This window comes from Bradyrhizobium sp. CCBAU 11434 (assembly GCF_028128895.1).
GTDB lineage: Bacteria > Pseudomonadota > Alphaproteobacteria > Rhizobiales > Xanthobacteraceae > Bradyrhizobium > Bradyrhizobium zhengyangense.
In genome coordinates, this window is sequence record NZ_LBJX01000098.1 from 12,911 (window position 1) to 39,261 (window position 26,351).

At 62.0% G+C, this 26,351-nt stretch carries 24 protein-coding genes and 1 tRNA gene; 16 read left to right on the top strand and 9 right to left on the bottom strand.

The genetic code is table 11. The annotated features are described in order from the left end of the window. Nucleotides 1-481 precede the first annotated feature (481 nt). From XI06_RS29385 to XI06_RS29405, 5 genes are all read left to right on the top strand, one after another. Nucleotides 482-658 carry a hypothetical protein gene (locus tag XI06_RS29385; RefSeq protein WP_237871151.1) on the top strand — a complete coding sequence of 59 codons (177 nt, stop codon included), beginning with the start codon at nucleotides 482-484 and terminating at the stop codon, nucleotides 656-658. Between the two features lie 65 nt (nucleotides 659-723). Then, nucleotides 724-1,299 carry a tyrosine-type recombinase/integrase gene (locus tag XI06_RS29390; protein ID WP_237892166.1) on the top strand — a complete coding sequence of 192 codons (576 nt, stop codon included), beginning with the start codon at nucleotides 724-726 and terminating at the stop codon, nucleotides 1,297-1,299. Between the two features lie 158 nt (nucleotides 1,300-1,457). Beyond that, nucleotides 1,458-2,315 (top strand): hypothetical protein, encoded by an 858-nt coding sequence (locus XI06_RS29395; protein ID WP_237871153.1) that lies wholly within the window; start codon nucleotides 1,458-1,460, stop codon nucleotides 2,313-2,315. A 229-nt stretch (nucleotides 2,316-2,544) separates the two neighbouring features. After that, nucleotides 2,545-3,261, top strand: a complete 717-nt coding sequence (locus XI06_RS29400) for a hypothetical protein (protein WP_271607071.1) — start codon at nucleotides 2,545-2,547, stop codon at nucleotides 3,259-3,261. Nucleotides 3,262-3,346: 85 nt separating this feature from the next. Then, nucleotides 3,347-4,114, top strand: a complete 768-nt coding sequence (locus XI06_RS29405; protein WP_271607072.1) for a tyrosine-type recombinase/integrase — start codon at nucleotides 3,347-3,349, stop codon at nucleotides 4,112-4,114. Between the two features lie 61 nt (nucleotides 4,115-4,175). Here XI06_RS29405 and XI06_RS29410 read toward each other — a convergent pair. The 6 genes from XI06_RS29410 to XI06_RS29435 form a co-directional block, all read right to left on the bottom strand. Further along, nucleotides 4,176-4,251: transfer RNA gene (locus XI06_RS29410), tRNA-Lys, on the bottom strand. Between the two features lie 168 nt (nucleotides 4,252-4,419). Then, on the bottom strand, nucleotides 4,420-5,016 hold the full coding sequence (locus tag XI06_RS29415) for a Spy/CpxP family protein refolding chaperone (protein WP_237866891.1): 597 nt from the start codon (nucleotides 5,014-5,016) through the stop codon (nucleotides 4,420-4,422). Between the two features lie 195 nt (nucleotides 5,017-5,211). Next, nucleotides 5,212-6,213 carry a TRAP transporter substrate-binding protein gene (locus XI06_RS29420; protein WP_237866893.1) on the bottom strand — a complete coding sequence of 334 codons (1,002 nt, stop codon included), beginning with the start codon at nucleotides 6,211-6,213 and terminating at the stop codon, nucleotides 5,212-5,214. Nucleotides 6,214-6,397: 184 nt separating this feature from the next. Further along, nucleotides 6,398-7,960: a 2-isopropylmalate synthase gene (locus tag XI06_RS29425; protein ID WP_237866894.1), complete on the bottom strand. Its 1,563-nt coding sequence runs from the start codon at nucleotides 7,958-7,960 to the stop codon at nucleotides 6,398-6,400. Nucleotides 7,961-8,555: 595 nt separating this feature from the next. Continuing rightward, on the bottom strand, nucleotides 8,556-8,831 hold the full coding sequence (locus tag XI06_RS29430; RefSeq protein ID WP_237871165.1) for a hypothetical protein: 276 nt from the start codon (nucleotides 8,829-8,831) through the stop codon (nucleotides 8,556-8,558). Between the two features lie 138 nt (nucleotides 8,832-8,969). Beyond that, nucleotides 8,970-10,514, bottom strand: coding sequence for a S53 family peptidase (locus XI06_RS29435; RefSeq protein ID WP_271607073.1), 1,545 nt, complete (start codon nucleotides 10,512-10,514; stop codon nucleotides 8,970-8,972). 196 nt (nucleotides 10,515-10,710) lie between these two features. Here XI06_RS29435 and XI06_RS29440 point away from each other — a divergent pair, with 196 nt between their 5' ends. Continuing rightward, entirely contained in the window at nucleotides 10,711-11,913 is a 1,203-nt protein-coding gene (locus XI06_RS29440; RefSeq protein WP_271607074.1) for an SMP-30/gluconolactonase/LRE family protein, read from the top strand. 63 nt (nucleotides 11,914-11,976) lie between these two features. Here XI06_RS29440 and XI06_RS29445 read toward each other — a convergent pair whose 3' ends face one another. After that, entirely contained in the window at nucleotides 11,977-12,780 is an 804-nt protein-coding gene (locus tag XI06_RS29445; RefSeq protein WP_237866898.1) for an isocitrate lyase/PEP mutase family protein, read from the bottom strand. Between the two features lie 68 nt (nucleotides 12,781-12,848). Further along, nucleotides 12,849-13,748, bottom strand: a complete 900-nt coding sequence (locus XI06_RS29450; protein ID WP_237866899.1) for an alpha/beta fold hydrolase — start codon at nucleotides 13,746-13,748, stop codon at nucleotides 12,849-12,851. Nucleotides 13,749-13,978: 230 nt separating this feature from the next. On the opposite strand from XI06_RS29450, the gene XI06_RS29455 reads away from it, so the two are divergent. Continuing rightward, entirely contained in the window at nucleotides 13,979-14,467 is a 489-nt protein-coding gene (locus XI06_RS29455) for a MarR family winged helix-turn-helix transcriptional regulator (RefSeq protein WP_237866901.1), read from the top strand. Between the two features lie 103 nt (nucleotides 14,468-14,570). Here the strand turns inward: XI06_RS29455 and XI06_RS29460 are convergent, their stop codons facing one another. Further along, the gene (locus XI06_RS29460) at nucleotides 14,571-15,737 is read right to left on the bottom strand and encodes a hypothetical protein (protein ID WP_271607075.1); all 1,167 of its coding nucleotides are present in this window, start codon (nucleotides 15,735-15,737) and stop codon (nucleotides 14,571-14,573) included. Between the two features lie 372 nt (nucleotides 15,738-16,109). On the opposite strand from XI06_RS29460, the gene XI06_RS29465 reads away from it, so the two are divergent. The 9 genes from XI06_RS29465 (at nucleotide 16,110) to XI06_RS29505 (ending at nucleotide 26,351) form a co-directional block, all read left to right on the top strand. After that, complete coding sequence (locus XI06_RS29465) at nucleotides 16,110-16,853, top strand: 3-deoxy-manno-octulosonate cytidylyltransferase (RefSeq protein WP_271607076.1); 744 nt, start codon at nucleotides 16,110-16,112, stop codon at nucleotides 16,851-16,853. 51 nt (nucleotides 16,854-16,904) lie between these two features. Continuing rightward, nucleotides 16,905-18,023 carry a D-alanine--D-alanine ligase family protein gene (locus XI06_RS29470; protein ID WP_271607077.1) on the top strand — a complete coding sequence of 373 codons (1,119 nt, stop codon included), beginning with the start codon at nucleotides 16,905-16,907 and terminating at the stop codon, nucleotides 18,021-18,023. Nucleotides 18,024-18,063: 40 nt separating this feature from the next. Then, entirely contained in the window at nucleotides 18,064-19,167 is a 1,104-nt protein-coding gene (locus XI06_RS29475; RefSeq protein WP_271607078.1) for an NAD(P)/FAD-dependent oxidoreductase, read from the top strand. Nucleotides 19,168-19,379: 212 nt separating this feature from the next. Beyond that, the gene (locus tag XI06_RS29480; RefSeq protein WP_237866911.1) at nucleotides 19,380-20,624 is read left to right on the top strand and encodes an ABC transporter substrate-binding protein; all 1,245 of its coding nucleotides are present in this window, start codon (nucleotides 19,380-19,382) and stop codon (nucleotides 20,622-20,624) included. Nucleotides 20,625-20,733: 109 nt separating this feature from the next. Further along, entirely contained in the window at nucleotides 20,734-21,609 is an 876-nt protein-coding gene (locus tag XI06_RS29485) for a branched-chain amino acid ABC transporter permease (RefSeq protein ID WP_237866913.1), read from the top strand. Between the two features lies 1 nt (nucleotide 21,610). Further along, a complete protein-coding gene (locus XI06_RS29490) occupies nucleotides 21,611-22,537 on the top strand; it encodes a branched-chain amino acid ABC transporter permease (RefSeq protein WP_237871178.1) in 927 nt (308 codons plus the stop codon). Continuing rightward, nucleotides 22,537-24,018: an ATP-binding cassette domain-containing protein gene (locus XI06_RS29495; RefSeq protein WP_237890688.1), complete on the top strand. Its 1,482-nt coding sequence runs from the start codon at nucleotides 22,537-22,539 to the stop codon at nucleotides 24,016-24,018. Before XI06_RS29490 ends, XI06_RS29495 begins: the two co-directional genes overlap by 1 nt. 36 nt (nucleotides 24,019-24,054) lie before the next feature. Then, the gene (locus XI06_RS29500; RefSeq protein ID WP_237866919.1) at nucleotides 24,055-25,293 is read left to right on the top strand and encodes an ABC transporter substrate-binding protein; all 1,239 of its coding nucleotides are present in this window, start codon (nucleotides 24,055-24,057) and stop codon (nucleotides 25,291-25,293) included. Nucleotides 25,294-25,451: 158 nt separating this feature from the next. Then, nucleotides 25,452-26,351, top strand: a complete 900-nt coding sequence (locus XI06_RS29505) for an SMP-30/gluconolactonase/LRE family protein (RefSeq protein ID WP_271607079.1) — start codon at nucleotides 25,452-25,454, stop codon at nucleotides 26,349-26,351.

A 26,351-nucleotide genomic window follows, 5' to 3' on the forward strand; every position in this document is an offset into this window, starting at 1 on the left:
CTGCTTCGATGTCTGAAGACTGCGCTCCGCGCCGTGAATGAATGGATTCGGATTCGAGAACCCATCGTTCCGCAGGAGTCTATACATAGATTTGGGAATCAGGTGGCTGCTCCGGAGTTCTCGCTCCTGCAGGCAGAGTCGGCATTGCCCCTGTGCAGCCATACACGCCCTTTCAAGCTCGTTTACGCACGGTCCTCGCTCACAGTCGAATAGTAGGACTTCGTCCTGGCGGCGATTGATTTGTCCTAGAGAGAACGGATGCGTCCGGAGTAGAAATCCAAGCGACTGCAGGAACCGACGTGATAGCGATGACTCGAAGATTCAGCTAAGTTCAGAGTGGGCATTAAGGTATCTTGCTAAGCTCGCCTAGTCCACCATTGGCAGCGTTCCAGAGCCCCCCTTGCAGGAATAGAATGTTGCTAACAAAAGGACTCATGGAATGTGTGTCCAAGGCCACGGCGTGAACCGCGAAGAGGCTTCGATGAACGGTATTCAGTTCTGCGAGTATCCTTACCCCTCGGGTGCCTGCATCTCCAATTTAGCGATTCCCGCGTTGCGCTTCCGTGTCCAAGCTGCCGCCATTGCCGACAACCCGATAGCACTGATAAGCAAACTCTCATTTCCTTGTCAGTCGGACGTGCAGCCAAGCCTGAACTGATAAGCTTTTATTCTGTTGCACTGAACGGCCGATCGCTTAGAATCTCGATAGTCGGTTTGATCGAGATGGCAGGCAAGCAAGCCAAGATTCTCTCTGCTCAAGCGGCGCGAGACTTGATGCTCTTCGCCGAAACGACGAGACACCCGGATAGAAATCGCGTGGTCGTACTGCTGTCATTGAAGGCAGGCTTGCGCGCGGCCGAAATCGCCAAACTCACCTGGGATATGATCGAGACTGCCGAAGGTCAGATCGGCACGGTGATCGAGCTGCGAGACGCCGCGGCAAAGAAGCGCCACGGCCGTCGTATCCCGCTTCAGTCGGATCTGCGCAATGCGCTAATCGCTTGGCGACTTAAGTCCCAAGGAGAAGGACCAGTTATCCGATCTGAACGCGGCGGCGCGATGACGCCATTAAGTGTCGTGGTCTGGTTCAATCGAGCTTTTCGTGCCACCGGCCTCGACGGATGCTCGTCGCACTCCGGGCGGCGAACCTTCATTACACGCGCCGCACGATTGGTTCACAAGGCTGGGGGCTCTCTCAGAGATGTTCAGCTTCTGGCTGGTCATGCATCGATCCAGACCACTCAGCGGTACATCGATGGGGACAGCGACGTCCAAAGGAGGCTGATATCGCTGATTTAGGAAATCCTCTGCAGACGTCCACCGGATCAGCGCGGCTGCCGGCAGGAGCTGTCCGGTACGCGACCGATCTCGTTACGGCCATCGTCCGGGATGGGGATCGGTCCGCGGGCCTCCGTCAGAGAGACGTCGCCAAGCCTGATCTTAGGCTCCGAGGCATCGTGCGCTCCGAGGACTCACCGGCCCTTTTTGATTGGACGGTCGAGACCTTTAACTTCCAAGGCATCTCCGACAAGGTCGCCGCGTCTTACCTCGAGACGCATGGCAGCGTAACCTGGCGCGAGCTCAAAGCTCAACTTGCGTCGGTTCCGGCTTGCCCCCTCTTGGACAGCTACTGGGCTTTCGAGGACTGCCGATACGACAAGACCCGGCGCACCTGCAGTCATCCTCGCCAGGTTCGCCGATGTCCCCTGCCCAAATATCCGCTCAGAAATGGCCGCCTCAACCAGACTGCTTTCAGCTTGTTCTTTTTTGTGAGAGACGTCGCCAAAGCTGATCTCTTCCACTGGATTGATGGTCAACTCTCAACTGCGGCGGCTGCCAACTTATCCGCCCAAGAGTCGGTAGTCGGCCCGATGCGCCACATTTTCGGCGTTTCGGACAAAGTCCTCACGATGACGCTTTCCTCCGTTCTCATGGCAGACCGGAAGCGGCGACCTGCCTGGTTCAAGGTCGGCAGCCGTATGATCGTGATCGACCGGCTCATCCATAACTTCCTTGCTCGCACTGGCATCTTGGCGAGATTTGGCGCCGATCATCCCTATGGCCCGCGCTGCTACGGCGAGAACGGCTGCGCCGATATCTTGCGATTTGTCTCGACAGAGATCGACGCGCGGCAGTTCGATTCTGGTTTTCCGGCCGATTTTCCGCGTTTTATTCAGCATGCTCTTTGGCGTTACTGCGCCGCCGGCGAGCTAGACGTCTGCAACGGCAACAATATTGATGATCGCAAGTCTTGCGAACAGAGTTCATGTATAATTTTCAATTCTTGCAGCAAAATAGCGCTGAAATCTAAGTAACGTCGGCTCTTCGACCGTCATATTTTGCCATATAAAGTATTGATTTAATTGACAAATTACGTCATTTCATCGAGTATACTTGGCGAGGCAAGTTGATTTGCCTCGTTTAGAAAGAGGAGCGGACAAATGCCAAGCTTTAGACTTTCCGGGCCACCCCGGGTTCAGAACAGATCAATCTTTTCAGCAAGGGGCCCGCATCGGGCCCCTTCTGCTTTTCAGGGAGGCCGCCATGGCTAAGCTCAAAACTTCGAAGGCCAAGACTTCTTCGATCCCAGCGGTAATCGTGTTCGGGCTCGATGCAACGGGCAAGCCAAAGGCAGGCCGATTTCCGGGGAAGGACGGGAGCGTGGCCAAGAAGGCCGCGAGAGCCCTCAAGCTGACGTTCTGCAACGTCAACCGACCCAAGCTCATCGAGATCGCCACGAGGATCCCAGTAGGCCGCCTTCACGCTCAGGGAAAGGCGTTCCTGCCGTCAATTCCTCGGAGCCTCTACGACGAGCTAGCGTCCGCAACGACACCGTCGATTGCCGCAGCGAAGGCGAGTCCACGCGTATCGATCCGGTCGGTCCCTAAAGGCCGTCCCAAGGTTTTCGTGGTCCTCGGGTTCGACGAAGATCGCAAGCCGCGCGGTGCGAGATTCCATGATCCAAATGAGGATCAGTTGATCAAGCGTGCGGCGGACCTGAAGCTATATGTGTTTGAGCTCAGATCGGCCGAGCTGATCAGCCTGGCAAAATCCCTACCGATTGGAAGCCAGGCGACGACCGGCGCCCTGGCGGTGCCAGAGATAAAACAAGATGTTTACAGCGAAGTCATTGTCGAGATCGCGGACGATGAGGACGCGGTGCCGCGCGGTGAGACCGACGGTCCGCTCCCTCGGCTGAAAGGAGCGCCCAACACTTGGGACGATATCCAGGTTGAGAACCATCATCGATGCGAGCGCTGATCCCAAGACCCCGTTGCGCAGCCGAAGCAGGTGGGGCCGGGCATTGGAGTGGGCGTTCGATCAAGAAGTCCAACCCGATGGGCTGATGTCATTTCTCAATGCCAACCACGGAATCGCCGGTTGCGCGCGGCTGGCGGCGTTGGCCGACCGTCGGGTTCGCGGCGAGTTCAAAGGGTGGCGCGACCGGTTCGGCAACACACCACGGAAGGCGGACTTTGCCTGGACGGTCCTCGCCCGAGTTCTGTCATTCGCCAAGGACCGTGGGATCATCGCGACCAACCCGTGCGAGCGCGGTGGCCGCCTTTATTCTGGCAGTCGCCGAGACAAGATTTGGTCGGAGGAGGATATCGCAGCTCTGCTGTCCATCGCGCCGAAGGAGATTCAGCTCGCCTTGATGCTGGCGATCTGGACCGGCCAGCGCCAGGGCGACCTTCTCCGCCTTCCCTGGTCGGCCTACGATGGCACCCACATCCGACTTAAGCAGTCGAAGACGGGCCGCCGGATCGTGATGCCTGCCGGCGCGCCGCTGAAGACGGTGCTGGACATAACCGAGCGCCGCGGCCCGGTGATCCTCACCAACTCCTTGGGTCGCCCGTGGACCTCTGATGGGTTTAGGTCGTCGTGGGGCAAGCTGTCGGACCGCGCCGGCATTGAGGACCTGACGTTCCACGATCTGAGAGGCACGGCCGTGGTGCGGCTTGCAATCGCCGGCGCAACGGTGCCGCAGATTGCGACCTTCACCGGTCATAGTCTGCGAGACGTCGAAGCTATTCTCGACGCGCATTACCTCGGCCGCGACATTCAGCTCGCCGAAGCGGCCGTGCTGAAGCTCGAAGGGAGAACAAAACTGTAAAATGACCTGTAAAACAGTTCCGGTCTGTGCGATCGACGTTCTACTAAGTGCTTGATTTATATGGTGGGCGCACCAGGGCTCGAACCTGGGACCCGCTGATTAAGAGTCAGCTGCTCTACCAACTGAGCTATGCGCCCGAAAGGCGGTCAATGCCTTGCGAGGCCGGTCGTTTAGCAAAGCGATCCGGGTCTGGCAAGCGATGTGACGCATGTTTTCCAAGGTTCTTCCACAGCCCCCTGAAATGCGAAAAGCCGCTGGATTCCAGCGGCTTCGCGGAGGTTGATCCCGGGGAAATCCGGGTGCGCTCAGAGCCGGCCTTCCCGGTCTCCGCCGCCGTCCCGATCGCCGCCGCGCATGTGGTCCATGCCGCGGTCCATCATGCGACCCATGCCGCGCTCCATGAAGTGGTGGGGCGGGCCGTCTTCACCGCCGCCGAACGGGCCGCGGTGGCGGGTCAGCAGGGCAAGGCGCCGCTTCTGGCCGTCATCGAGGGTCTTGTAAAGCGGATCGGCGGCATCGGCGATCTTCTTCAGGGCTGCCGAGCTCGCGCCCATGTCCTCGGCGCGCTGACGCAGGCGGGCGACCGGATCGTCCGGCTTGTCGGCGTCCCTGTTCGAGTCTCCTGGACCGGCGTTCATCCGCGCATTGGCGCGGTCGATGCGCAGCTTGGCGAAGTCGCGCACGGCGGCCTCAACCGGCGGCCACAGCTTCTCCTGATCGGCGTTGAGCTTCAGCCCGGCATGGACGGCAGCGATCCGCGCATCGACCAAGGCGGCGCGATCTTCCGGGTTCATTCGCATGTGGTGGAAGTGCTCCATCCACGGGCGATGAAATTGGGCATAGACCGCGCCGGAGCCGGCGATGCTGAGCACGGCGATGGCGGCGATGGTGAACTTCCTCATCCGAACCTCCTCTGGAAGGATACCCTGAAGATGAGCGTCGCGAAGCCAGTGTGCAACTTACAACTTGGACAGAGAGGCCACTCTTACGAAGATGTAACTCCTTGATCTGGATCAAAATCGCCAGCTGGAAATCATTTGTAACAAAGGGCTTCCGCGTCGCAGCACGGAAGCCCCTACATTCATCGAGCGCCTAGATTAATTGGTCGTGCTCTTGGCTTCCTTCTGGAATTCGTCGATCAGCGGCTGGCCGACGCGGCTTGCGGCGTCCTTGTAGACTGGCTCCATCGCCTTGCGCATCGCCTCGTCCTGCTCGGGCGTGAGCTTGATGATCTCGCTCTTGCCGCTCTTCTTGATCTCGGCCATCGCATCGTCATTTTCCTTCTGCGACTGTGCGTTGTTGAAGTCGGTGGCTTCCTTCATCGCCTTCGAGAGCTGGTCGCGGATGTCGGCCGGCAGATCGTCCCAGAACTTCTTGTTCACGATCACGACGTAGCCGATGTAGCCGTGATTGGTCTCGGTGATGTACTTCTGCACCTCGTGCATCTTCTGGGTATAGATGTTCGACCAGGTGTTCTCCTGGCCGTCGACCACGCCGGTCTGCAGCGCCTGGTAGACTTCCGAGAACGCCATCACCTGCGGCAGCGAGCCTAGCGCCTTGAACTGCGCCTGCAGCACGCGCGAGGACTGGATGCGGAACTTGACGCCCTGATAGTCCGCGGGCGTCAGCAGCTTCTTGTTGGCGCTCATCTCCTTGAAGCCGTTGTCCCAATAGGCAAGGCCGATGATGCCCTTCGGCTCGAGCAGCTTGAGCAGCCGCGCGCCGAGCGGACCTTCCGTCACCTTCCGCAGCGTCTTGAGATCAGGGAGGATATAGGGCAGATCGAACACCTCAAACTCGCGGATGCCAAGCGGGCCGAATTTGGAGTTTGACGGCGCCAGCATCTGCACGCTGCCGAGTTGCAGCGCCTCGAGCTCTTCCTTGTCCTTGTACAGCGTCGAGTTCGGATAGACCTCGACCTTCACCTTGCCGTTCGTGTACTTCTCGGCGAGCTCCTTGAACTTCTCCGACGCCTTGCCCTTCGGCGTGTCGGTCGCGACCACGTGGCTGAACTTGATGATGATCGGGTCGGCGCTGGCAGGCCCGGCAAGGCCGAGCGCCAGTGCAGCGATGAACGCCGCGATCGCGAAGGTGCGCATTTTCTCTCCCTGTTGTTTTTTGGGCTGCCCGGCATCAGGGCGGCCGATCTTGAGCCGGCAGCATCAATAGCGGCTGCGAGGCGGAGCCGCTATTGGCCGTTAGCAGGGCAGCTATTCATCGCCACAAGCACCGTCATTCCGGGGCGGTCCGCAGGACCGAACCCGGAATGACGAGCTACGTTCGTCAGCCCGCCGCAGCCGTTGTTACGTTGTCGCGCTGGCGCTTCATGACGATCTTGTTGAGCGCACCGAGATAGGCCTTGGCCGAGGCGACCAGCGTATCCGGATCCGCCGCGCGGGCCGTCATCGAACGTCCCTCTTGCGACAGTCGCACCGAGACTTCAGCTTGCGCGTCGGTGCCTTCGGTCACGGCGTGAACTTGATACAGCTCGAGCTTGGCCTCATGCGGCACCAGGCGCTTGATGCAGTTGAACACCGCGTCCACCGGACCGTTGCCCTCGGCCTCCTCGATCTTGATCTGGCCGTCGACGTCCAGCTTCATGGTCGCGCGCTGCGGGCCATGGGTGCCGGCGATCACGGTCAGCGAGGTCAGCTTGATGCGGTCGTGCGAGGCCGCCATCTCCTCATCGACCAGCGCCTCGATGTCCTCGTCGTAGATATCCTTCTTGCGGTCGGCGAGCGCCTTCATCCGCGTGAACGCGTCTTCCAGCTGGTTCGGGCCGAGCTTGTAGCCCATCTCTTCCAGCTTGTGCACGAAGGCATGACGACCCGAGTGCTTGCCCAGCACCAGCGAGGACTGCTTCAGGCCGACCATTTCGGGCCGCATGATCTCGTAGGTGGAAGCGTCCTTCAGTACGCCGTCCTGGTGGATCCCGCTCTCATGCGCGAAGGCGTTCCGGCCGACGATGGCCTTGTTGTACTGCACCGGGAACGAAGTTGCGGCCGACACCACCTTCGAGGCGCGGGTCAGCTGCGTGGTGTCGATCTTGTTCCAGTACGGGAATTTGTCGTTGCGCACGTTGATCGCCATCACGATCTCTTCGAGCGCGGCGTTGCCGGCGCGCTCGCCGATGCCGTTGATGGTGCACTCGACCTGGCGCGCGCCGCCGACGACCCCGGCCAGCGAGTTCGCCACGGCCATGCCGAGGTCGTTATGGCAATGCACCGAGAATACCGCCTTGTCGGAGTTCGGCACGCGCTCGATCAGCGTCTTCATGAAGTGGGTATATTCCTCCGGCACCGTGTAGCCGACGGTGTCGGGGATGTTCACCGTGGTGGCGCCGGCCTTGATCACGGCCTCGACGATGCGGCAGAGATAATCCATCTCGCTGCGTGTGCCGTCCTCGGCCGACCATTCGACGTCGTCGATCTGATTGCGCGCGCGCGCGACCATCGCGACCGATGTCTCGAGCACTTCTTCCGGCGTCTTGTTCAGCTTCACCCGCATGTGCAGCGGCGAGGTCGCGATCACGGTGTGGACGCGGCCGCGTTTTGCGAATTTCACCGCTTCGGCGCAGCGGTCGATATCGGCCGGATGGGCACGGGACAGACCGGCGATCACGGCGTTCTTGGAGCGGCGGGCGATCTCGCTTACCGCTTCGAAGTCACCCTGCGAGGTGATCGGGAAGCCGGCTTCGATGACGTCGACGCCCATATCGTCCAGCAACTCGGCGACCTCGAGTTTTTCCTCGAAGGTCATGGTGGCGCCGGGGCATTGCTCGCCGTCGCGCAGCGTGGTGTCGAAAATGATGACGCGGTCCTTGTCGGACTTGTTCACGGGGGCCATTGCAAAATTTCCTTTTGAGCTTTTGCGCCGTCAGTCTTAGGGGCGCTTGAGGTGTTCGGTGATCTCGACCAACCCCTGAGTGCCCAGGCGCGCAGCGCCCAGCCGGCCCTCAGGGGCAGCTAAGAAGAAGCCCGCCAAGAAGCAGGGTGGGCAGCGCGGCCGGGATCGTGGCGGCGGCCAGAGCCACCTCCCCAAAAATCCCATCGATTTGGCCGCGAATCAGCATTGCCAGACCCTTTTGAGCCCCAAATCCTCGGTCAAAACCGTTGACGGTTGGTTGCCGGAAGGCTCAGTGCGCCGTTTCTAGACGAGAAATGGCCGCAACTGCAACGCCAAAAGATGGTCAGGGGGGCTGACCTGGTTGCAGGGCACCGCGGTCCGTATCCCGGACGCGCTGCAGCGCGGAGCGTTGCTACGCGGGGCCGGGACCCAGGAGGCGACATCGTACAACGCGGATCAGGATAGGCGAAACATACGACAAATCCGAGTTTCGGAAAGGCAGAATATTTTGAACCACGCCTGTTGACCCAGCGCTTGGGTGTTTTGCCCGTCGAGCAACGCGAATTCTTGTAGCCGCCGATACGCGGCGCTCAACCTATCCCACCCGGCGCGCGCGGGCCCTGGTCTCCCAGCGATCCAGCATCAGACCAAGCTGACCAAGCTCGCCGGTGGCCGCGTGCACCATCTGATTGGCGGCCGTCACTTCGTTGGTGTTGGCGGGCGCATTGGCGTTCAGCCAATCCGGCTGCGCGTAATCGCTCCAACGGCGGGCGTCCGCACGGCGTTTGCGAGACTTCAGATCGCGCAGGAAATAGCCGGCAGCAAACGCGATCCCGAGCAGTACGATCAGTATGACGACACCCACAACCAACTCCGAGACTTGTCCCGGCGCGAGTTCTGCGCAGCAATATGGGCGAGGTCAAGGCTGACCGCTGTATCATTCTCAGGCGAACGAACAGTCGTTCATGCCGGTGGAACCGTCATGCGCACCCGCGGTGGAAAACGCACTCTACTGGCTGGTCGTGGCTGGACAAGCAGTGACATTCGCAGCTGTCGACGTGCCATCAGGATGAGTGCGCAGCCAATTGATCAGCTTGACGCCATCCGGGCTGCCCCAACCCGCAACTGGTGTCCAAGCTGGACCTGCCTTGAAGCCGGTGACACCAGACACGCCGTTGTCTCCCTCGGTGATCTCACGAAACAGCTTCGCCGGTCCGAACTCGCGATAGAACCGCGGGGTCACGTAGCCGAGGTTGTGGCCGTTGGCCTGATTGAGCAGCGCGATGAGGCCGCCCCAAAGTGGAACGACTGCTCCGGTGCCTCCCACGACCACCGCGTTGCCATGCACGAAGAGCGTATAGCCCACCGCAGGGTCAGCCGTGGCGACGACATCCGGCAGGCCGCGTCCTGTGCTCCCGTCTGCCCGAAGTGGCACCTTGACTCCATTTTGCCATTCTGGTCGTGCAAACTTCTCACTCACGCCGCCACCTGTCGCCGACTGACCGTCGCGCCAGATCTTCTCCGATTTGATTTTGCCATCCTCGATCTTGACGGTCGTGCCTCCGACCGACAGGACCCAAGGGCTCGACGCTGGATAACTGACGTGGCGGCGCCCGTCAGTCATACCGTCCGTAACACCGTTTTCGCCGGAAGGTGCGATCACCGTGATGCCTTGTTTGGCGGCTTGCTCCAATGCACCGTCAACAAGCTTGATGTCCTCATCCTTCCACCGGCTCTCGGTCAGCCCCCAGCCGATCAACAGCACCGAGACCTGATCGGCCGTGGCTTGCCGAACCGCTTGGGCGAAATCCGCCGCATTGAAACCCTCAGTCTTGGGTACCGGCGCAAAATAGACCTTTAAATGCGCGCGCGGCGCGGTACCGGCGGCGATCTCGATGTCCATCGCGGTTTGCATGTCAGTCCCGTCGTCGGTCATGGACGGATGATTGCCCCCGCCGTTGACGGGCACCGCGATGATCTCCGGCACCGGAAGCTTCAACCTCGAGAAATACTGCTCAAGGTCCTTCCTGTCGAACCCACCACCGAACTCGACAATTCCGATGGTTTGTCCCCTCCCGTCCACGCCCGGCGGGAAGTTGTAGAGTGACGCGACCAACGGCGGCGACAGCAGGTTCGCCGGGCCTGCCGGCGCGGTGCCCGATAACGACGGCAGCACGGGATTGTCGCTGTCGATTGCGTTGCGGATCCGGCAATCACCGTCCGCGAGCAGACCAGCATCGATGAAGAAGTGTATATTGCGCTTTGCAGCAGCCGCATCGTTCGTCGCCATCGCTTGCAGTACCAGATTGTACTGCGCCTTGGTCTGCTCCAACGCCTGATCGTCTTTCGCCTTGCTGTGCTCTGACAGGATGTTTCCAACCAAAGACCCGGCCGCCGCGAGGATCGCGAGCGTCAACGGGTCAGCCCTTCGCCACCATGGGGCATTCGCGGACTTGAGCGCCTTTTCCGCCTCGATCTGCCGTACGTGCAATTCGTCCGCCTTGATCTCGTCTTCGGTTTTCGACGGACCATTCTTCGGGGCAACACCAGCCATGTCGCTTTCCCCCTCGCTCCTGCTTCGAATGCTGGACCAAAATGCGGCGCGAGAAAAGTCGGCAACTTCACAATTGCGCGCTTTAGTTGTGTCTCAAATTGCATTCCCAGCCCTCGCAACCGGAAATGAATGGGACTAACCTTGCGCCTGCTCGGCCGGATCAACCGGCCAGCCAACATGACCCGGGAGGACGCGAATGACACGCCAACAGCAGCGTGAGCAGGATGTTGCGCTTTCACGACGAACGCTGGTTCAGGGACTTGCGCTTGGTGCCGCGGCCACGATGGCCGGAACGGGCACGGCGCTCGCCCAGACCGGCCCTGCCGCCCCGCCGACGACGATCACCACACCGCCGCGCGATTTCAGCCCGCGCGGCGCGCCGACCACCTATTTCTGGGACCCCGACATCATCGCGGTCGATCCGTCGTTCAACGATCTCGCGCAGCCCAACACAGCGATCAAGCGGCTCTATACCGGCGTGTTGTGGGCTGAAGGCCCGGCGTGGAGCGCGCAGGGCCGCTATCTGTTGTGGAGCGACATCCCCAACAACCGGCAGATGCGCTGGAGCGAGGACGACGGCCATGTCAGCGTTTTCCGCACGCCGTCGAACTATAGCAACGGCAACTCGTTCGACTTCCAGGGGCGCCAGCTCTCCTGCGAGCATCTGACGCGGCGGGTAACGCGCTACGAGAACGACGGCACCGCAACGTTCCTCTGCGACAACTACAATGGCAAGAAGCTGAACTCGCCGAACGATGTCGTCGCCCATCCCGACGGCAGCTACTGGTTCACCGATCCGCCCTATGGCGGTCAGCTCTACGAGGGCGAGCCCGACTCGGGCGGCAAGCTCAATCCCAGGATCGGCCAGCCGGCGGACTTCATACCGAAGAAGCGCGAGTTGCCGACCAACTGCTATCGCATCGATCCCAGTGGCCGCGTCGATCTCGTCGTCACCGAGGACCAGGTGCCCGATCCGAACGGCCTGTGCTTCTCGCCCGATTACAAGAAGCTCTATGTCGTCTCGACCGGCAAAGGCCCCGGCGACACCGGCGCCGGCGGCAAGGGCGAGGTCTTCGTGTTCGATGTCGGCAGCGACAACAAGCTATCGAACCAGCAGCGGTTCAGCGACTTCATGATCGACGGCGTGAAGTGCGGGCCGGACGGCGTGCGCTGCGACGTCAATGGCAACGTCTGGGCCTCCAGCAACGCCGGCCGCGCGGTTGGCTACAACGGCGTAACGGTGTGGTCGCCGGACGGCAAGCTGCTCGGCCGCATTCGCCTGCCCGAAGTCTGCGGTAACATCACCTTCGGCGGTCCCAAGCGCAACCGCCTCTTCATGGCCGCGAGCCAGTCGCTCTACGCGGTGTACACGGCGACGCAAGGTGCAGGGCCCGGCTGAGCGACGCAGGCCGTAAGCGACACGGCGCCGGGATCTCTCGCCGGCGCCGCGTCTCCTTGTCACTCAGCTGTTCGGTTGCAGGAACGTGCCGTACTGCTTTCCCTCCGCAACCGTGGCAGCAGCCTGGCCGACGACGCGCATCGCCGCCATCATGGGCCATGGCCCGAGACTCACCCGCTGGACGCCGAGGCGGGCGAGATCCGAAATTTCCGGAGTGCCTTGCGTCACCATGATATTGACCGGCAGCGGCGTGGCCTTAACGAGCTTCTCGATGAGGGCAAGGTCGGTCAGGCCGGGGACAAAGATGCCATCGGCCCCTGCTTCGGCATAGACCTTCGCGCGCCTTGCAGCTTCGTCGAGGCATTCATCCGGCGATCCGAATTTCAGCAAAAATGGATCCGTTCGCGCATTGACGAACAGCCGGACTCCAGACTTCCGCCCTGCGTCTCGCACCGCCCGGATCTTCGCCGCATGATAGTCCGGTCCGGCGAGCTGTCGTTTGCCCCCGAAGAGCCCGTCTTCGATGTTGATACCAACCGCGCCGGCCTTGAGAATCCTAGCCACTGAAGTCGCCGCAGCTTCCGGCGTTTCGCCATATCCTGCCTCCAGATCAATCGATACGGGAACCGACACCGCGGCAGTCATGCGCGATACCAAGCCCTCGACGAGATCAAGCGGCACGTTTTCTCCATCCGCGTAGCCGAGTGCGGCCGCAACCGCACCGCTGCTGGTGGCGATGGCCGGAGACGCCCTTGCGATCGCCTTCGCGGTCGCGACGTCCCAGGCATTGAACAGGATAAGCGGGTCTCCCCGCTTGTGAAGACCGTAAAACGTCTCGGCGTATTTCTGCTGCGTGCTGGCGTCCATGGTCCGTGCTCCCGATCAAAAGCCAGAAGGATGTCGTCGTTGAAAAGTCCTCATCGTGAGGCATTCACTCAATCGGGTGCATGCGCCTTGAACCAATCCATGATCAGGGTGGTGACTTCGTCCTCGCGCTCGAGGTGCGGGAAGTGGCCGACGTCAGGCAGGACAACGCGCTTGTGCGGCCCCTTGAACAGCGACTCTTCCTTGAGCGAATATTTTGCGGTCGGATCGTTGCTGCCGTAAATCGTCAGTGTTGGCGTATGCATGTCGTTGATCGGCAGCCGGCCGAGACGCCCGGCCTCGGTCAGCCCTCCATAATATTTGAGCGCGGCCGCCATCGTGCCGGGAGAGCCGAGCGTCTTCTTGATCGAACGAAGATGCGCTTCGTCCTTGAATGATGGTGACCACAGCTTCCAGAGATAATCGACGAAGGGAAGTCCCTCGATGTTAACCGCCGATTCCGCCCCTGGAGACTGGAAATAGTACACATGGAAGATGGAGCGAACGACGTCCGGATCCCTCCTGATGCTTGAGAACGTGATCGGGTGCGCCGTGTTCATGACCACGGCGGCCTTGATCGCCGCCGGCGCAGTGGCGAGCGCCTGAAACGTCGACGTACCGCCCCAGTCCATGCCAACGACGCACGCCCGGCCGTCGCCGCTCAGCGCTGCGATGAGCGCTTCGAGATCCTTGCCCAAGGCGACGGGATCGAAAACTCCGTCCGCGGGGATCTCGGTCGGCGCATAGCCACGCAAGAACGGCGAGACGGCACGATAGCCTGCGTCCGCGAAAACTTGCAGCTGCTTCCGATAAGACCAGGCGTTGTCGGGAAAGCCATGCATGAACATGACCAGAGGCCCGCTCCCCTGCTCGAGGTAAGCAAACCGCACACCGTTGGCTTGCACGTATTTCAAGGCAGGTTCGCTGCCCAAGGCGTTCGTCGCTACTGCGGCCGTGCTTTGCATAGTCATCGCCTTCTCCCTGTTTCTTCCTCGTCTTCACGCCCCAGCGAATCGCTCTGCACCGCCCGCTGCCGCACAGCCCTGCTCCACCAACTCAGAAGCGCGGGTGATCACATGCAGCGCCAATGACTGCAGGGATCATCATCCAGATAATATGTGCGTAGCGCACATATTTGGTCAAGTTGTTTTTTGTGCGCTCCGCACATATTCTCCCCCGCATGGACACAGGAATCGCGAATTTGCTGGGTGCACTGTCGCTCGCCGTCATGGATCGCATCGAGCAGCGCGCGCGCGACGTGGTGGGCCGGGGTGGCGAGACGCCAGCGGCGTTGATCGTCATCGGCTACGGCCGGGGCATGACGAACGACAAGCTCAGGCGGATCCTTGACTTGTCACATTCCGGTACGGTCCGGCTCGTCGACCGGCTGGTCACCGATGGGCTTGTCGAACGCCGGCCGGGCAAGGACGGTCGCGAAGTCGCCCTGCATTTGACGACGAAGGGCGCTGCAAGCAGGAAGGAGCTGTTGGCGTCAAGGATTTCAGCCGTTGCATCGCTTTTGGACGTGCTGTCGCCGGCTGAAACCAAACGCCTGGGAACGCTGATACATGACTTGCTGGCGAGGCAGGACACATCCGAGATGGATCGCTTTACGATCTGCCGGATGTGTGACGACCAGTGCTGCAGCAACTGTCCATTGCCCACAAGCAAAGGCAAAGGCGATCGCTAGCCGCGAGTCGAGTCTCGCGACGGCATACCATCTCTGGCGGTGGCGCGATCAGCGCCTACACCGCCTGTTTCTTTCGCCGAGCAGCAAGGCTCGGCACCGCTTGTCAATCGTCGCCACGCTTCGGAGGCGCGGGCACGGCGGTCCGATTGGCCGGCACGATCTGCGGTTGGAATGCGAACACTTCGCGGCTTCGGTCGTCCACGAATACCTTCAGCCAGTGCACGTCGTTGTTACCGTTCGCCTGATTGTCACCAAACGTCTCAACGCGGACGAAGTTTTCGAGCCGTCGCCCCTTGGCATCGAGAAATGGGCGATCGACCCGGAAATAGTGGGAGTCGCCATGAACGTAAGCGACGGGCCTGCCGAAGGCGACAACTTCATCGCGCAGCGCGACGAGAAAGGCCTGGAAACCGTCGGGATTGGCATCGGTTTCCGCGAGCGTCTTCGGGTCACGCAACGGAGCGCGGGTTCCGTCCGACTGGTCCCAACCCGGATCGGCCTGCGAGATGAACATGACAGCCGCGGCACGGTATGTTCTCGCAACATCGAAGGTCTGCTGCATCCAGAAAATGTTGGCGTTGTTGCGCGCGGCCCATTCGGCGTCGTCGGGTAGCGTATCGCAACGGTTGTTGCACGACCCCTGAATGTTGAGCGTCGCGTAAACCACACCCTTCATGATCCAGCGACGGTTTTCGACGCAACCGGTCAACTGGTTGTTGTGGTCGAGGCACAGCTTGTCGTGCTGGACCTGTTGCTTGATGGGCCGCTGGCCAAGTGAGAGATCGGTGCTGAAGAAGATCTTCCGCTCGTAGTCGAGCCTTTCGCGCGAGGAGAACGACCCATTCGATGCGCGATCGCAGTCGGTCCAGTCGTTGTCGCCGGTCGTGAACATCGCGGCTGAATTCAGCGCGTTGAAATAGCCGAGCGCTTGTTGGTACAGCGCATCGCTGCATGTGGTTGGCGTCACCGATCCAGGCGTCCCGTTGCCAGCCTTCAAGTCGCCGTCATGGACCGTGAAAGCCAGCCTCTGCGCGTTCATGTCGGCGATCAGGTTCGGCACGCCGACCTGCGCCTGGAGGTCGGAATACGGCAAATCGCCCCAGAGCCCGATGGCGTAAGCCCGGCTCTCGCCTCCCCTGTCGCGGTCATCATTGTCGGCGCGCGCGCTAACAATCGAACAAATCGCAAAGCAGGCTGCAAGCACAAGAAAGGCCGTCGCGCGCAGCTTGCCGCAGATGGCCCTCGACTTCCCCTCACCTCGCCTCGTCATCGTCACTCCCGAGAGTTGCTTTGGACAAAAGAGGGCTCACCGCAGAAGGCAGCGTTGAGTTGCCCCGCGCCGAGTCCGGTTTACGAAAATGAGAAGAAGCCCGCCCGTGGCTCCAAATTGCCTCGATGAACGTATCGAGGGGTTGTGACGCCCACGTGAAACATTTCCCGGCGAAGGCGGACCGGACTAGGATTCACGATGACGCGCCAGCGTGCCCCACTGGCGCCGCGGATCCGTTCGGCGATATCCTCGAATTGTCCAAAGACGAGCTGCGACGGCAGGTTGCGACGCCTGCCGCGCTCTCCGAGCAGATCCATTTTGCGCGGCCGACTCCGGCGGCGCGTGCCCCCGTTCAAGAGGCAGAAGGTTTCAATGCGTCCAATCGTGATCATTCCCACCCGGCTCGGTTCGACCAGGCTCCCGGGCAAGGCACTGACCGACATCAACGGCAAACCCATGATCGCCCACGTCTGGCGACGAGGTCTCGAGGCGGATATCGGCCCCGTTGTCGTTGCCTGTGGCGATCAAGCCATCGTCGATGTCATCGATGGCTTGGGTGGTCGTGCGGTCCTGACCGACCCAAATCTCCCGACAGGATCGGATCGTGCGCACGCGGCCCTTCAGCTGAGCGATGCGGGAGCGGCACACGATGTAGTCGTCGTGCTTCAGGGTGACCTGCCGACCATTGATCCCCTGACGATACGGGCGACCATGGAGCCGTTGTCGCGGCATGCCGATTGTTCGATCGCCACGCTCGCCACCGAGATCGAGGATCCTCTCGAACTCCAGGCACCGAGTGTAGTGAAGATCGCTCTTGCGATCCATCCCGGAGACACCATCGGCCGCGCGGTCTATTTCAGCCGGGCCGTGATTCCCGCAGGCGCAGGAACGCATTATCATCACGTCGGCATGTACACCTATCGGCGCGAGGCGTTGGCGAGATATGTCGGTCTGCCACGTGGCATTCTCGAGCAGCGTGAAAGTCTCGAGCAACTCAGGGCGATCGAGAACGGCATGCGGATGGACGCGAAGGTGATCAAGACGGAGCCGCTCGGCGTGGATACGCTGGCCGACCTCGAGCGTGCCCGAGAGATTTTGGCGACCAGGACGATCTAGCCGTGCGCAGGCAGCACGTGACTTCCGGGCAAAGCGCGTGATAATTGAGCCATGACAGACAAAATTCGCGTCGTTGTTCTCTATGGCGGCAGGTCCGGTGAACACGAGGTCTCGCTGAAATCGGCCGCCTCCGTGCTCCGGCATCTCGACCGTGCGCGCTTCGAGGTGATCCCTGTTTCCATCGACAAGACCGGCCGGTGGCAATGGAACGATCTTTCGGCGATCGACCCGGCGCAGGCCTCGCTGCCGATCCTGTCCGATGCGCCCGAGATGCGGCTCGCCAGAGGCACCGACGGACGCGGCGTTCTCATGCCTGTTGTCGAGGGCACAGGCGGCCCGATCGAGATCGACGTCGTGTTTCCGGTCATGCACGGCCCGCTGTGCGAGGACGGCACCGTGCAGGGCCTGCTGGAGTTGGCCGATATTGCCTATGTCGGATCGGGCGTTCTCGCCTCCGCCGTCAGCATGGACAAGGATGTCGCCAAGCGGCTGGCGCAATTCGCCGGCGTGCCGGTCGCGCCCTATCGCGTGCTCACCCGCAAGGCTTTCGTCGCCGATCGCGCTGCGTCTCTCGCCAGGGCGATCCAGGGCCTGACGCTCCCGGTGTTCGTCAAGCCGTGCAACATGGGCTCCAGCGTCGGCATCCACAAGGTCAAGACTGCCGATGCGCTCGGGCCCGCGCTCGATGACGCATTTCGCTACGATCTCAAGGTGCTGGTCGAACAGGGCATCGACGCCCGCGAGATCGAGGTCGCCGTGCTCGAGGGCGAGACGCCGTTTGCAAGCGTTGCCAGCGAGCTCAATCCCAACGCCCAGCACGAGTTCTATTCCTACGAAGCCAAATATCTCGATCCTGACGGCGCACGCGTCGATCTTCCGGCGAGGCTCGATGCAGCCCAGATGGCGCGCGTGCGTGCGCTGGCGGTGCAGGTGTTCGCGGCGCTCGAATGCAGCGACCTCGCGCGCGTCGATTTCTTCCTCGACCGGCAAACCGGCGAATTCTGCTTCAACGAGATCAACACCCTGCCCGGCTTCACCTCGATCAGCATGTATCCGAAAATGATGGAGGCCTCGGGCGTGCCGTATGGCGAGCTGCTGACACGCCTCGTCCATCTCGCGCTGGACCGCTATCAGCAGCGTCACGCGCTGGAACGCGGGTATTCGAGCTAGGTTGTCTTCGCAAACGTAGGCGCGGATCAGGGAACAAGCCATGCGCGTTGTGATCTGCGGCGGCGGCGTGATCGGGGCCTGTACTGCTTACTTCCTGAGCCGCCATGGCGTCGATGTCATCGTCGTCGAACGGACCGAGGTGGCGGCCGCCGCATCGGGAAAGGCCGGTGGCTTTCTGGCGCGCGACTGGTGCGCAGGCACGCCGCTCGACGCGCTGGCGCGACGCAGCTTTGTACTTCACGCGCAGTTGCCTGAGGAGATTGCCGGCGATTGGGGCCATCGCCCGATGACGGCCTATAGCGGCTTTGTTGCCGACGACAACGATCCGCGCCGAAATACGCCGTCCGCACTCGATTGGCTGAGCGATGGCGTCGTCATCGCGCAACGCATCGGGACGACCGAGACGACCGCGATCGTTCATCCGCAAAAGTTCACGTCGGCGATGATGAACGCGGCGATCGTGCAAGGTGCCGAGCTTCGCCGCACCCGCTTCACAGGCATCGTGCGCGATGGGGATGGGGCGCGCGCGAAGGGTGTCGAGGTTGACGATAGCATTATCGAGGCGGATGCCGTCGTGATCGCGATGGGACCATGGTCGCTGCTCGCCGCGAACTGGATGAGCTTGCCTGCTCTCTATGCTCAACGCAGCCCGAGCATCGTGTACGACACGGGCACGCATGTGTCGGCAGACGCCTTGTTTCTCGAGACGAAGATCTACGGCGAAACCACCTCTGTCGAGGTGTTCCCTCGACCGGATGGCAGCACCTATGTGACCGCTTGCCCCGACACAGGAGCCTTTCCCACTGACCCGATCGACGTGAGGCCGGAGCCCAACAGCATGAAATGGGTGGAAGAAATATCGGGCCGACTATCGCCGCTGTTCCGACCGGAGAAGATCATCGCGAAACAGGCGTGTTATCGTCCGGTGACGGAGGACGGCTTGCCGCTGATTGGCCGCGTACCGCAGGATGAACGGCTCTATGTTGCGACAGGACATAGTGTCTGGGGTATTCTCAACGCCCCAGCGACCGGCGAAGCGCTGGCGGAGTTGATCGTCGAAGGCGCAACGCGCAACGTCGACCTGGCGCCATTCGATCCGGCCCGCCTCAAGCCGCTCGATCTGCCGCGGCGGCGATTGCGCTGACACGCTTGCGCGCCGCGATACAGGCGCATGCCCGTCGGCGAAATCTGCATGCCTGCGTGCGGAATAACGCTCCGTCCTGCCCGATATTTACGCAGCTAGACTTTAGTCCCCATCGTACACTCCTGAATACAGTTTCACTTGCCGAGGATTCTCTCGCCGTTATAGTCCGGGCCCAATAGCTCAAAGAAGCTTGGTTCAAGGGAGAGAACAAAATGAATAAAGCACTCTCTGGTGCATTGCGAAGTGCGTTTGGTGCGGCCGCGGCGGGCGTGGTGTTAGCGGCCTCAGGTGCGGCCTTTGCAGCCGATCCGATCAAGATCGGCGTCATCGCGGAAGCGCAGGCGATTGCCGGCGCTTCGATCCCGCAGGCGGCGCAGCTCGCCGCCGACGAGATCAACGCCGCCGGCGGCGTCGACGGCCGCAAGATCGAAATCATCGGCTACGACAATCACTCCTCCTCGGCAGACTCAGTGCGTGCCTTCCAGCGCGCGGTGAACGAGGACAAGGTCAATATCGTCATCGCCAGCTACATCAGCGAAGTGGTGCTGGCGCTCGAGCCCTGGGCGTCGCGGCTGAAGACGCCGTTCGTGACGCCGGGAGCTGCCTCCAATGAGATCAGCAAAAGCGTCCACGCCGATTACGAGAAGAACAAGTACACTTTCCACGGCTATTTGACCTCCGCGGCATTGGCACTCTCGGTCTGCGACGGCGCCAAGGACCTGCTCGTCGACAAGATGCACATGAAGACCGCGGTCATCATGAGCGAGGATGCCGCCTGGACCAAGCCGCTCGATGTCGGCTACGAGGAATGCCTGCCCAAGATCGGGCTGAAGGTGCTCGACCATATCCGCTTCTCGCCTGACACCACCGACTTCACCCCGATCTTCAACAAGATCGAGGGCGCCAAGCCCGACGTGATCATCACCGGCATCTCCCATGTCGGCGTGCAGCCGACGGTGCAGTGGAAGAACCAGCAGGTGCCGATCCCGATGTTCGGCATCTCATCGCAGGCCACCAACGAGACCTTCGGCAAGGACACCAACCAGGCCGCCGAAGGCGTGCTCTATCAGGGCGTCTCCGGGCCCGGCGTCGCGGTGACGCCGAAGTCGGTGCCGTTCGCGGAAAACTTTAGGAAGAAGTTCGGCAACTACCCGTCCTATGCCGGCTACACCGCCTATGACGAGGTCTACTACATCGCCGACGCCGTGAAGCGCGCCGGCTCGACCGACGCCGACAAGCTGGTCGATGCGCTGGAGAAGACCGACTGGGAAGGCACGATCGGCCGCGTCCAGTTCTACGGCAAGGACGATCCGTTCACGCACTCGATCAAGTACGGCAAGGGCCTGATCACCGGGCTGATGTTGCAATGGCAGGACGGCAAGCAGAGCGCGGTCTGGCCCAAGGAAGTCGCCAAGATCGACATCAAGTTCCCGAGCTTCATCAAGCTCAGCAACTGATCGGAATTGCTCCCGGGACCATCTCCCGGGAGCTTCCACTTGCGGCGCTGCACCTTTCCTCAAAGCGGCAGCCTGACTGCCAGCTCATAGAGCGGATTGCCAATCATCAATGCGAGCTTTCCAGATTCTGATCGATGGCTTTGCCATCAGCGCTCTCTACGCTCTCGGCGCCACCGGCTTCACACTGATCTTCGGCGTCTCCGGCGTGCTCAACCTCTCCCACGGCGCCATCATGGTGGCCGCCGCCGTGGCGGCCTGGGCCGCCGCGAGCATTCTGGGTGTCGGCACTTATGCCGGCGCGCTGATCGGCGTCGGCGTCGCCCTCCTCACCGCCTTCCTCACTTACTTCGCCGTCGTGAAGCCGATCCAGGATTCCCGGCGCATCCCGAATGAGGAGAAGGAGATCTTCGTCCTCACGGGAACGCTGCTCTGGGGCATCATGATCCAGGAGCTGATCGCCTATTTCTTCACCAATAACGCCAAGACCGTGCTGCCGATCGTCGAAGGCGTGGTCGAGATCCTGGGCGTCCGCACGCCCAAGAACGAGATCTTCACGGCGATCGTGTGCTGCCTCGTCATCGGACTGCTGTGGCTCTTGGTGAACCGCACCCGCACCGGCAAGGCGGTGCTGGCGGCCTCGATGAACCCGCGCGGCGTGACGCTGCTCGGGCTCGAGCTCACCAACATCTACATCGTGGTCTGGGCGATCTACGGCATCCTGGCCGGCATCGCCGGCGTGCTGCTCGGCATGTTCCTCGGCGTCAGCTCCTACAGCGTTGGGCCGCTGACCGCGAGCGCGTTCTCGATCGTGGTGCTCGGTGGCCTCGGCAGCGTCTCCGGCTCGCTGATCGCAGCCTTCGTGGTCGGCTATTTGGAGACGCTGACGGCCTATCTGGTCTCGCCGGCCTACCGCACCATTCCGGCGCTCCTGCTGCTCGTGTTCGTGATGTACATCCGGCCCCAGGGCCTTCTGGGGAGGCGCTGAGATGGCCGGCTTCTTTACCTCGCGCCTGTTCTTCGTTTCGCTGGCGCTCGTGATCATCGCGGCGACGCTGCCGCTTTACGTCTCCGGCTATGTGCTCGGCCTTCTCACCGTCGCGTTCTATTTCGGTGTGTTCGCGATGGCCTGGGATCTGCTGTTCGGCTTCGCGGGCGAGGTCAATTTCGGCCCGACCTTCCTGATCGGCGTCGGCGCCTACACCGCCGGCATTTTGAATGCGCAGTTCGGCTGGTCGGTCTATCTCTGCATCGTGCTGGGCGCGCTCGCCTCCGTCGTCGCAGGGCTCGTGCTGGCGCTGCCCGCGCTGCGCGTGCGCGGGCCGTATTTCGGCCTGACCACGCTGGTCGCGGTGTTGATGCTGCAAAACTTCATCGTGGTGTTCGCGGACCTCACCGGCGGCGAGATCGGCCTCACCATCCCCGACGTCATCACAATCGATGCCGGCGCCAATTACTGGATCGCGCTCGGCTTCATGACGATCTCGGCGGCGATCCTCTACGGCCTGTCGCAATCGCCCGTGGGCCTCGTGTTGCAGGCCAGCGGCCAGGATCCGGTGCAAGCAGGCGCGCTCGGCTTCAACATCGTCAAGCACAAGCTTGCCGCCTTCATCGTCAGCGCGTTCTTCTCGGGGCTGTCAGGCGCGCTGCTGGTGTTCTATTTCGGCACCGCCTCGGTCGGCACCGTCGTCGATGTCGCGGTCGGCGTCAACGTGATCGTCTCAGCCGTGCTCGGCGGCCGCCGCACCGTGCTGGGCGCAGCGCTGGGCGCAATCTTCCTGATCGTCGCGGGCGAATTCCTGCGTCCGACCGGCGAGCTCGCGACCTTCATCGTCTCGGCGGTCGCCCTGCTCGTCGTCCTGTTCTTCCCCGGCGGCTTCTTAGGGGCGGCCCTCTCGCGCGAGGCTCGCTCGTAATGGATCAGAGGCTTTCCAACCGGCCCGTGCTCGAAGTCCGCGGCCTCACCAAACGCTTTGGCGGGTTGACCGCGGTGAAGAACCTCGGCTTCGAGGTCAACAGCGGCGAGATCTTTGGCCTGATCGGGCCGAACGGCTCGGGCAAATCCACCGCGATGAAGAGCGTGATGGGCATCGAGCGCCCGACCGCGGGCGACGTCGTGTTCGAAGGCGAGAATGTCGCGGGCCTGCCTGCGCACAAGATCGCGCGCAAAGGCTTCGGCATGGTGTTCCAGCACTCGCGGCCGCTGAACCGGCAGACGGTGCTGGAGAACATCATGGTGGCGCTGCTGCCGGACAGCCTGTTCATGCTGTTTCCGGACAAGGCGCTGGTCGAGCGCGCCAAATGGATCGCCGACCGCGTCGGCCTGGGCTCCGTGATGAACCGCCGCCCGCCGACGCTGCCCTTTGCCGATTTGCGTCGGCTCGAGCTCGCCAAGGCGATCGCGCGTGATCCCAAGGTCGTGCTGGTCGACGAACCTTTCGCGGGCCTGACCCGCGCCGAGGTCGACGTGTTCTCCGACCTGATCCGCAGCTTCCGCGACGAGGGTCGCGCGGTGATGTTGGTCGATCACAACGTCAAGAGCGTCGCGGCGCTGGTCGACCGAGTGCTGGCGATGTATCTCGGCGAGGAGATCGTCACCGGCAAGGCCGACGACGTCATGAAGAACGAGACCGTGCGGCGGGTCTATCTCGGCGGCGCCATCGAGACCCATGCGCGACCCGAAACCAGCTTCAAGGACAAGGTGCCGCTGCTCCAGGTCGAGAATGTCAGCGTGCATTACGGCAAGGCGCAGGCGCTGGAGAACGTCTCGATCCACATCCACGAAGGCGAATTCGTCTCCATCGTCGGCCTCAACGGCGCCGGCAAGACCACGCTGTTCAACACCATCTCCGGCTTCCTGCCCTACACCGGCGAGATCATTCGCAACGGCGAGAAGCTGCGCGGCACGAGCCCGGCGAAGATCGCCCGCAGCGGCCTCGTCCAGTGCCCGGAGTCGCGCGAGCTGTTCGGCGAGATGACCGTGCGAGAAAACCTCGATCTCGGCGGCCAGCATCTGACCGACGATAAGCGCGCCGCGCAGCTTGCGTGGCTGTTCGAGCTATTCCCGATCCTGAAGGAGCGCCAGGGCCAGATGGCACAGACGCTCTCGGGCGGCGAGCAGCAGATGCTGGCGATCGGTCGCGCGCTGATGATGCAGCCGCAAATCCTGATTCTGGACGAACCGACGCTGGGCTTGGCGCCCGTCATCCTCGAGCTGCTGTCCAAGGCACTGGAGAAGCTGCGGCAGACCACCTCGATCACCGTGCTGCTCGGCGAGCAGAACGTGACCTTCGCTCTGCCCCATGCCGACCGCGTCTATGTGCTGGAGCACGCCAGAATCGTCTGGGAGGGCGATCCCGGCCGCTTCGCCGCTGAGGCCGGCGCCGATTTTCTTTGAGTTCGCGTACCAACAAAAAACGAAAGGGAAACGACCATGCGATCATCGACGGTTTTGGCTTCCGCCCTCGTCAGCTCCGCGTTGGCGCTCTGCCTCGCAGCTCCCGCCTACGCGCAGTCGAACGACCCGATCAAGATCGGCGTCATCGCCGAGGTGCAGTCGATCGCAGGCGCCGCAACGCCCGGCGGCGCGCAGATCGCCGCCGACGAGATCAATGCCAAGGGCGGCATTCTCGGCCGCAAGATCGAGATCGTCACCTATGACAACAAGAGCTCCTCGGCCGATTCCGTGCGCGCATTCCAGCGCGCGGTGAGCGAGGACAAGGTCTCGGCCGTGATCGCGAGCTACATCTCCGAGGTCGTGCTGGCGCTGGAGCCCTGGGCCGCGCGGCTGAAGATGCCGCTGATCACGCCCGGCGCCGCCTCGAACGAGATCACCAAGGCGATCCACAACGACTACGAGAAGAACAAGTACACCTTCCACGGCTATCTGACCTCGGCCGCCCAGGCTCAACTCGTCTGCGACGCCGCCAAGGACCTGCTGGTCGACAAGATGCACATGAAGACCGTCGCGATCATGAGCGAGGACGCCGCCTGGACCAAGCCACTCGACGTCGGCTACGAAGCCTGCCTGCCCAAGGCAGGCCTCAAGGTCGTCGAGCATGTGCGCTTCTCGCCTGATACCACCGACTTCACGCCGATCTTCAACAACATCGAGGCCAAGAAGCCTGATGTCATCGTCACCGGCATCTCCCATGTCGGCGTGCAGCCGACGGTGCAGTGGAAGAACCAGCAGGTGCCGGTGCCGATGTTCGGCATCAGTGCGCAGGCGCTGAGTCCGACCTTCTGGAAGGACACCAACGGCGCCGCCGACGGCGTGCCATCGCTCGCTGTCGCGACGCCCGATGTCGCCGTGACCTCGAAGACAAAGCCGTTCGCGGCCGCGTTCAAGGCCAAGTTCGGCGCGCCGCCGGCCTATACCGGCTACACCGCCTATGACGAGGTCTATATGATCACCGATGCGATCAAGCGCGCGGGATCGACCGACCCGGACAAGATGGTTACTGAACTGGAGAAGACCGACTACGAAGGCACGATCGGCAAGATTCAGTTCTACGGCAAGGATGACGAGTTCACCCACGGCATCAAGTCGGGCGCCGGCTTCGTGACCGGCCTGGTCTTCCAGTGGCAGGATGAGAAGCAGGTCGTGGTCTGGCCGGAGAAGATCGCGGAAGGCAAGCTGAAGTTTCCGAACTTCGTGAAGCTGTCGCAGTAACAGGCCCAACGCCAGATCACATGCGCGATGCCCGGGCCTTCCCGGGCATTTCGTTTTTGCTCCTTGCAGCGAACCATCTTGCAAATTCGGCAAGGTCGATCAAAGTAACGACCGCACGCAGGCCCCCTCAAGAATCTGCGGCTCATCAAGGAGGACGCATGCTCCCCTATGTCACCCACGATCCTCGCTTCGATCGGCTGGTCATCGGCCATGTCAATCTCGAAAAGCTCACCAGCGGATGCCGCTGGGCCGAAGGCCCCGCCTATTTCCCGGCCGGGCGCTACCTCGTCTGGTCCGACATCCCGAACAACCGGATGATGCGCTTCGACGAAACCGATGGATCGGTGTCGGTATTCCGTTCGCCGAGCTTCAATTCCAACGGTAACACCACCGATCGCCAGGGGCGGCTGGTCAGTTGCGAGCATTTCATGCGGCGCGTCACCCGGACCGAGCATGACGGCTCGATCACCGTGCTCGCTGACAAGTTCGAGGGCCGCCGGCTGAATTCGCCCAATGACGTCGTGGTCAAGTCAGACCATTCGATCTGGTTCTCCGACCCGACCTACGGCATTGACAGCGACTATGAGGGACAGCAGAGCCCGTCCGAGATCGGCGCCTCCAACGTCTACCGGATCGACGGCAGCTCCGGTGCCATCACGCGCGTCGTATCCGACCGGGTGCAGCCGAACGGGCTGGCCTTCTCGCCGGACGAGACGCGGCTCTACGTCGCCGACACCGGCGCGACGCATGTGCGCGGACTGCCGCCGACGATCTGGTCCTATGAGGTCAAAGGACAGACTGTCGGCGACGCCTCACTGTTCGCGACATGTCCAGACGGGCTCTATGACGGTTTCCGCGTCGACATCCATGGCAACATCTGGACCTCGGCGGGCCGCAGCGTGTTCTGCTACGCACCTGACGGGGCTCATATCGGCACGGTCCCGATCGGCGAGATCGTCGCCAATGTCTGCTTCGGCGGCCCGCGCCGCAACCGGCTCTATATCTGCGGACAGACCTCGCTGTATTCGATCTATCTCAACACGCGGGCGGCTGTGTAG

What these genes read in the sequence shown, in the direction of transcription:
- XI06_RS29385 (WP_237871151.1), top strand. Translation starts at nt 482, where the DNA reads ATGAACGGTATTCAGTTCTGCGAGTATCCTTACCCCTCGGGTGCCTGC.
- XI06_RS29390 (WP_237892166.1), top strand. Translation starts at nt 724, where the DNA reads ATGGCAGGCAAGCAAGCCAAGATTCTCTCTGCTCAAGCGGCGCGAGAC.
- XI06_RS29400 (WP_271607071.1), top strand. Translation starts at nt 2,545, where the DNA reads ATGGCTAAGCTCAAAACTTCGAAGGCCAAGACTTCTTCGATCCCAGCG.
- XI06_RS29405 (WP_271607072.1), top strand. Translation starts at nt 3,347, where the DNA reads ATGTCATTTCTCAATGCCAACCACGGAATCGCCGGTTGCGCGCGGCTG.
- XI06_RS29415 (WP_237866891.1), bottom strand. Translation starts at nt 5,016, where the DNA reads ATGAGGAAGTTCACCATCGCCGCCATCGCCGTGCTCAGCATCGCCGGC.
- XI06_RS29420 (WP_237866893.1), bottom strand. Translation starts at nt 6,213, where the DNA reads ATGCGCACCTTCGCGATCGCGGCGTTCATCGCTGCACTGGCGCTCGGC.
- XI06_RS29425 (WP_237866894.1), bottom strand. Translation starts at nt 7,960, where the DNA reads ATGGCCCCCGTGAACAAGTCCGACAAGGACCGCGTCATCATTTTCGAC.
- XI06_RS29435 (WP_271607073.1), bottom strand. Translation starts at nt 10,514, where the DNA reads ATGGCTGGTGTTGCCCCGAAGAATGGTCCGTCGAAAACCGAAGACGAG.
- XI06_RS29440 (WP_271607074.1), top strand. Translation starts at nt 10,711, where the DNA reads ATGACACGCCAACAGCAGCGTGAGCAGGATGTTGCGCTTTCACGACGA.
- XI06_RS29445 (WP_237866898.1), bottom strand. Translation starts at nt 12,780, where the DNA reads ATGGACGCCAGCACGCAGCAGAAATACGCCGAGACGTTTTACGGTCTT.
- XI06_RS29450 (WP_237866899.1), bottom strand. Translation starts at nt 13,748, where the DNA reads ATGACTATGCAAAGCACGGCCGCAGTAGCGACGAACGCCTTGGGCAGC.
- XI06_RS29460 (WP_271607075.1), bottom strand. Translation starts at nt 15,737, where the DNA reads ATGACGAGGCGAGGTGAGGGGAAGTCGAGGGCCATCTGCGGCAAGCTG.
- XI06_RS29465 (WP_271607076.1), top strand. Translation starts at nt 16,110, where the DNA reads ATGCGTCCAATCGTGATCATTCCCACCCGGCTCGGTTCGACCAGGCTC.
- XI06_RS29470 (WP_271607077.1), top strand. Translation starts at nt 16,905, where the DNA reads ATGACAGACAAAATTCGCGTCGTTGTTCTCTATGGCGGCAGGTCCGGT.
- XI06_RS29475 (WP_271607078.1), top strand. Translation starts at nt 18,064, where the DNA reads ATGCGCGTTGTGATCTGCGGCGGCGGCGTGATCGGGGCCTGTACTGCT.
- XI06_RS29480 (WP_237866911.1), top strand. Translation starts at nt 19,380, where the DNA reads ATGAATAAAGCACTCTCTGGTGCATTGCGAAGTGCGTTTGGTGCGGCC.
- XI06_RS29485 (WP_237866913.1), top strand. Translation starts at nt 20,734, where the DNA reads ATGCGAGCTTTCCAGATTCTGATCGATGGCTTTGCCATCAGCGCTCTC.
- XI06_RS29490 (WP_237871178.1), top strand. Translation starts at nt 21,611, where the DNA reads ATGGCCGGCTTCTTTACCTCGCGCCTGTTCTTCGTTTCGCTGGCGCTC.
- XI06_RS29495 (WP_237890688.1), top strand. Translation starts at nt 22,537, where the DNA reads ATGGATCAGAGGCTTTCCAACCGGCCCGTGCTCGAAGTCCGCGGCCTC.
- XI06_RS29500 (WP_237866919.1), top strand. Translation starts at nt 24,055, where the DNA reads ATGCGATCATCGACGGTTTTGGCTTCCGCCCTCGTCAGCTCCGCGTTG.
- XI06_RS29505 (WP_271607079.1), top strand. Translation starts at nt 25,452, where the DNA reads ATGCTCCCCTATGTCACCCACGATCCTCGCTTCGATCGGCTGGTCATC.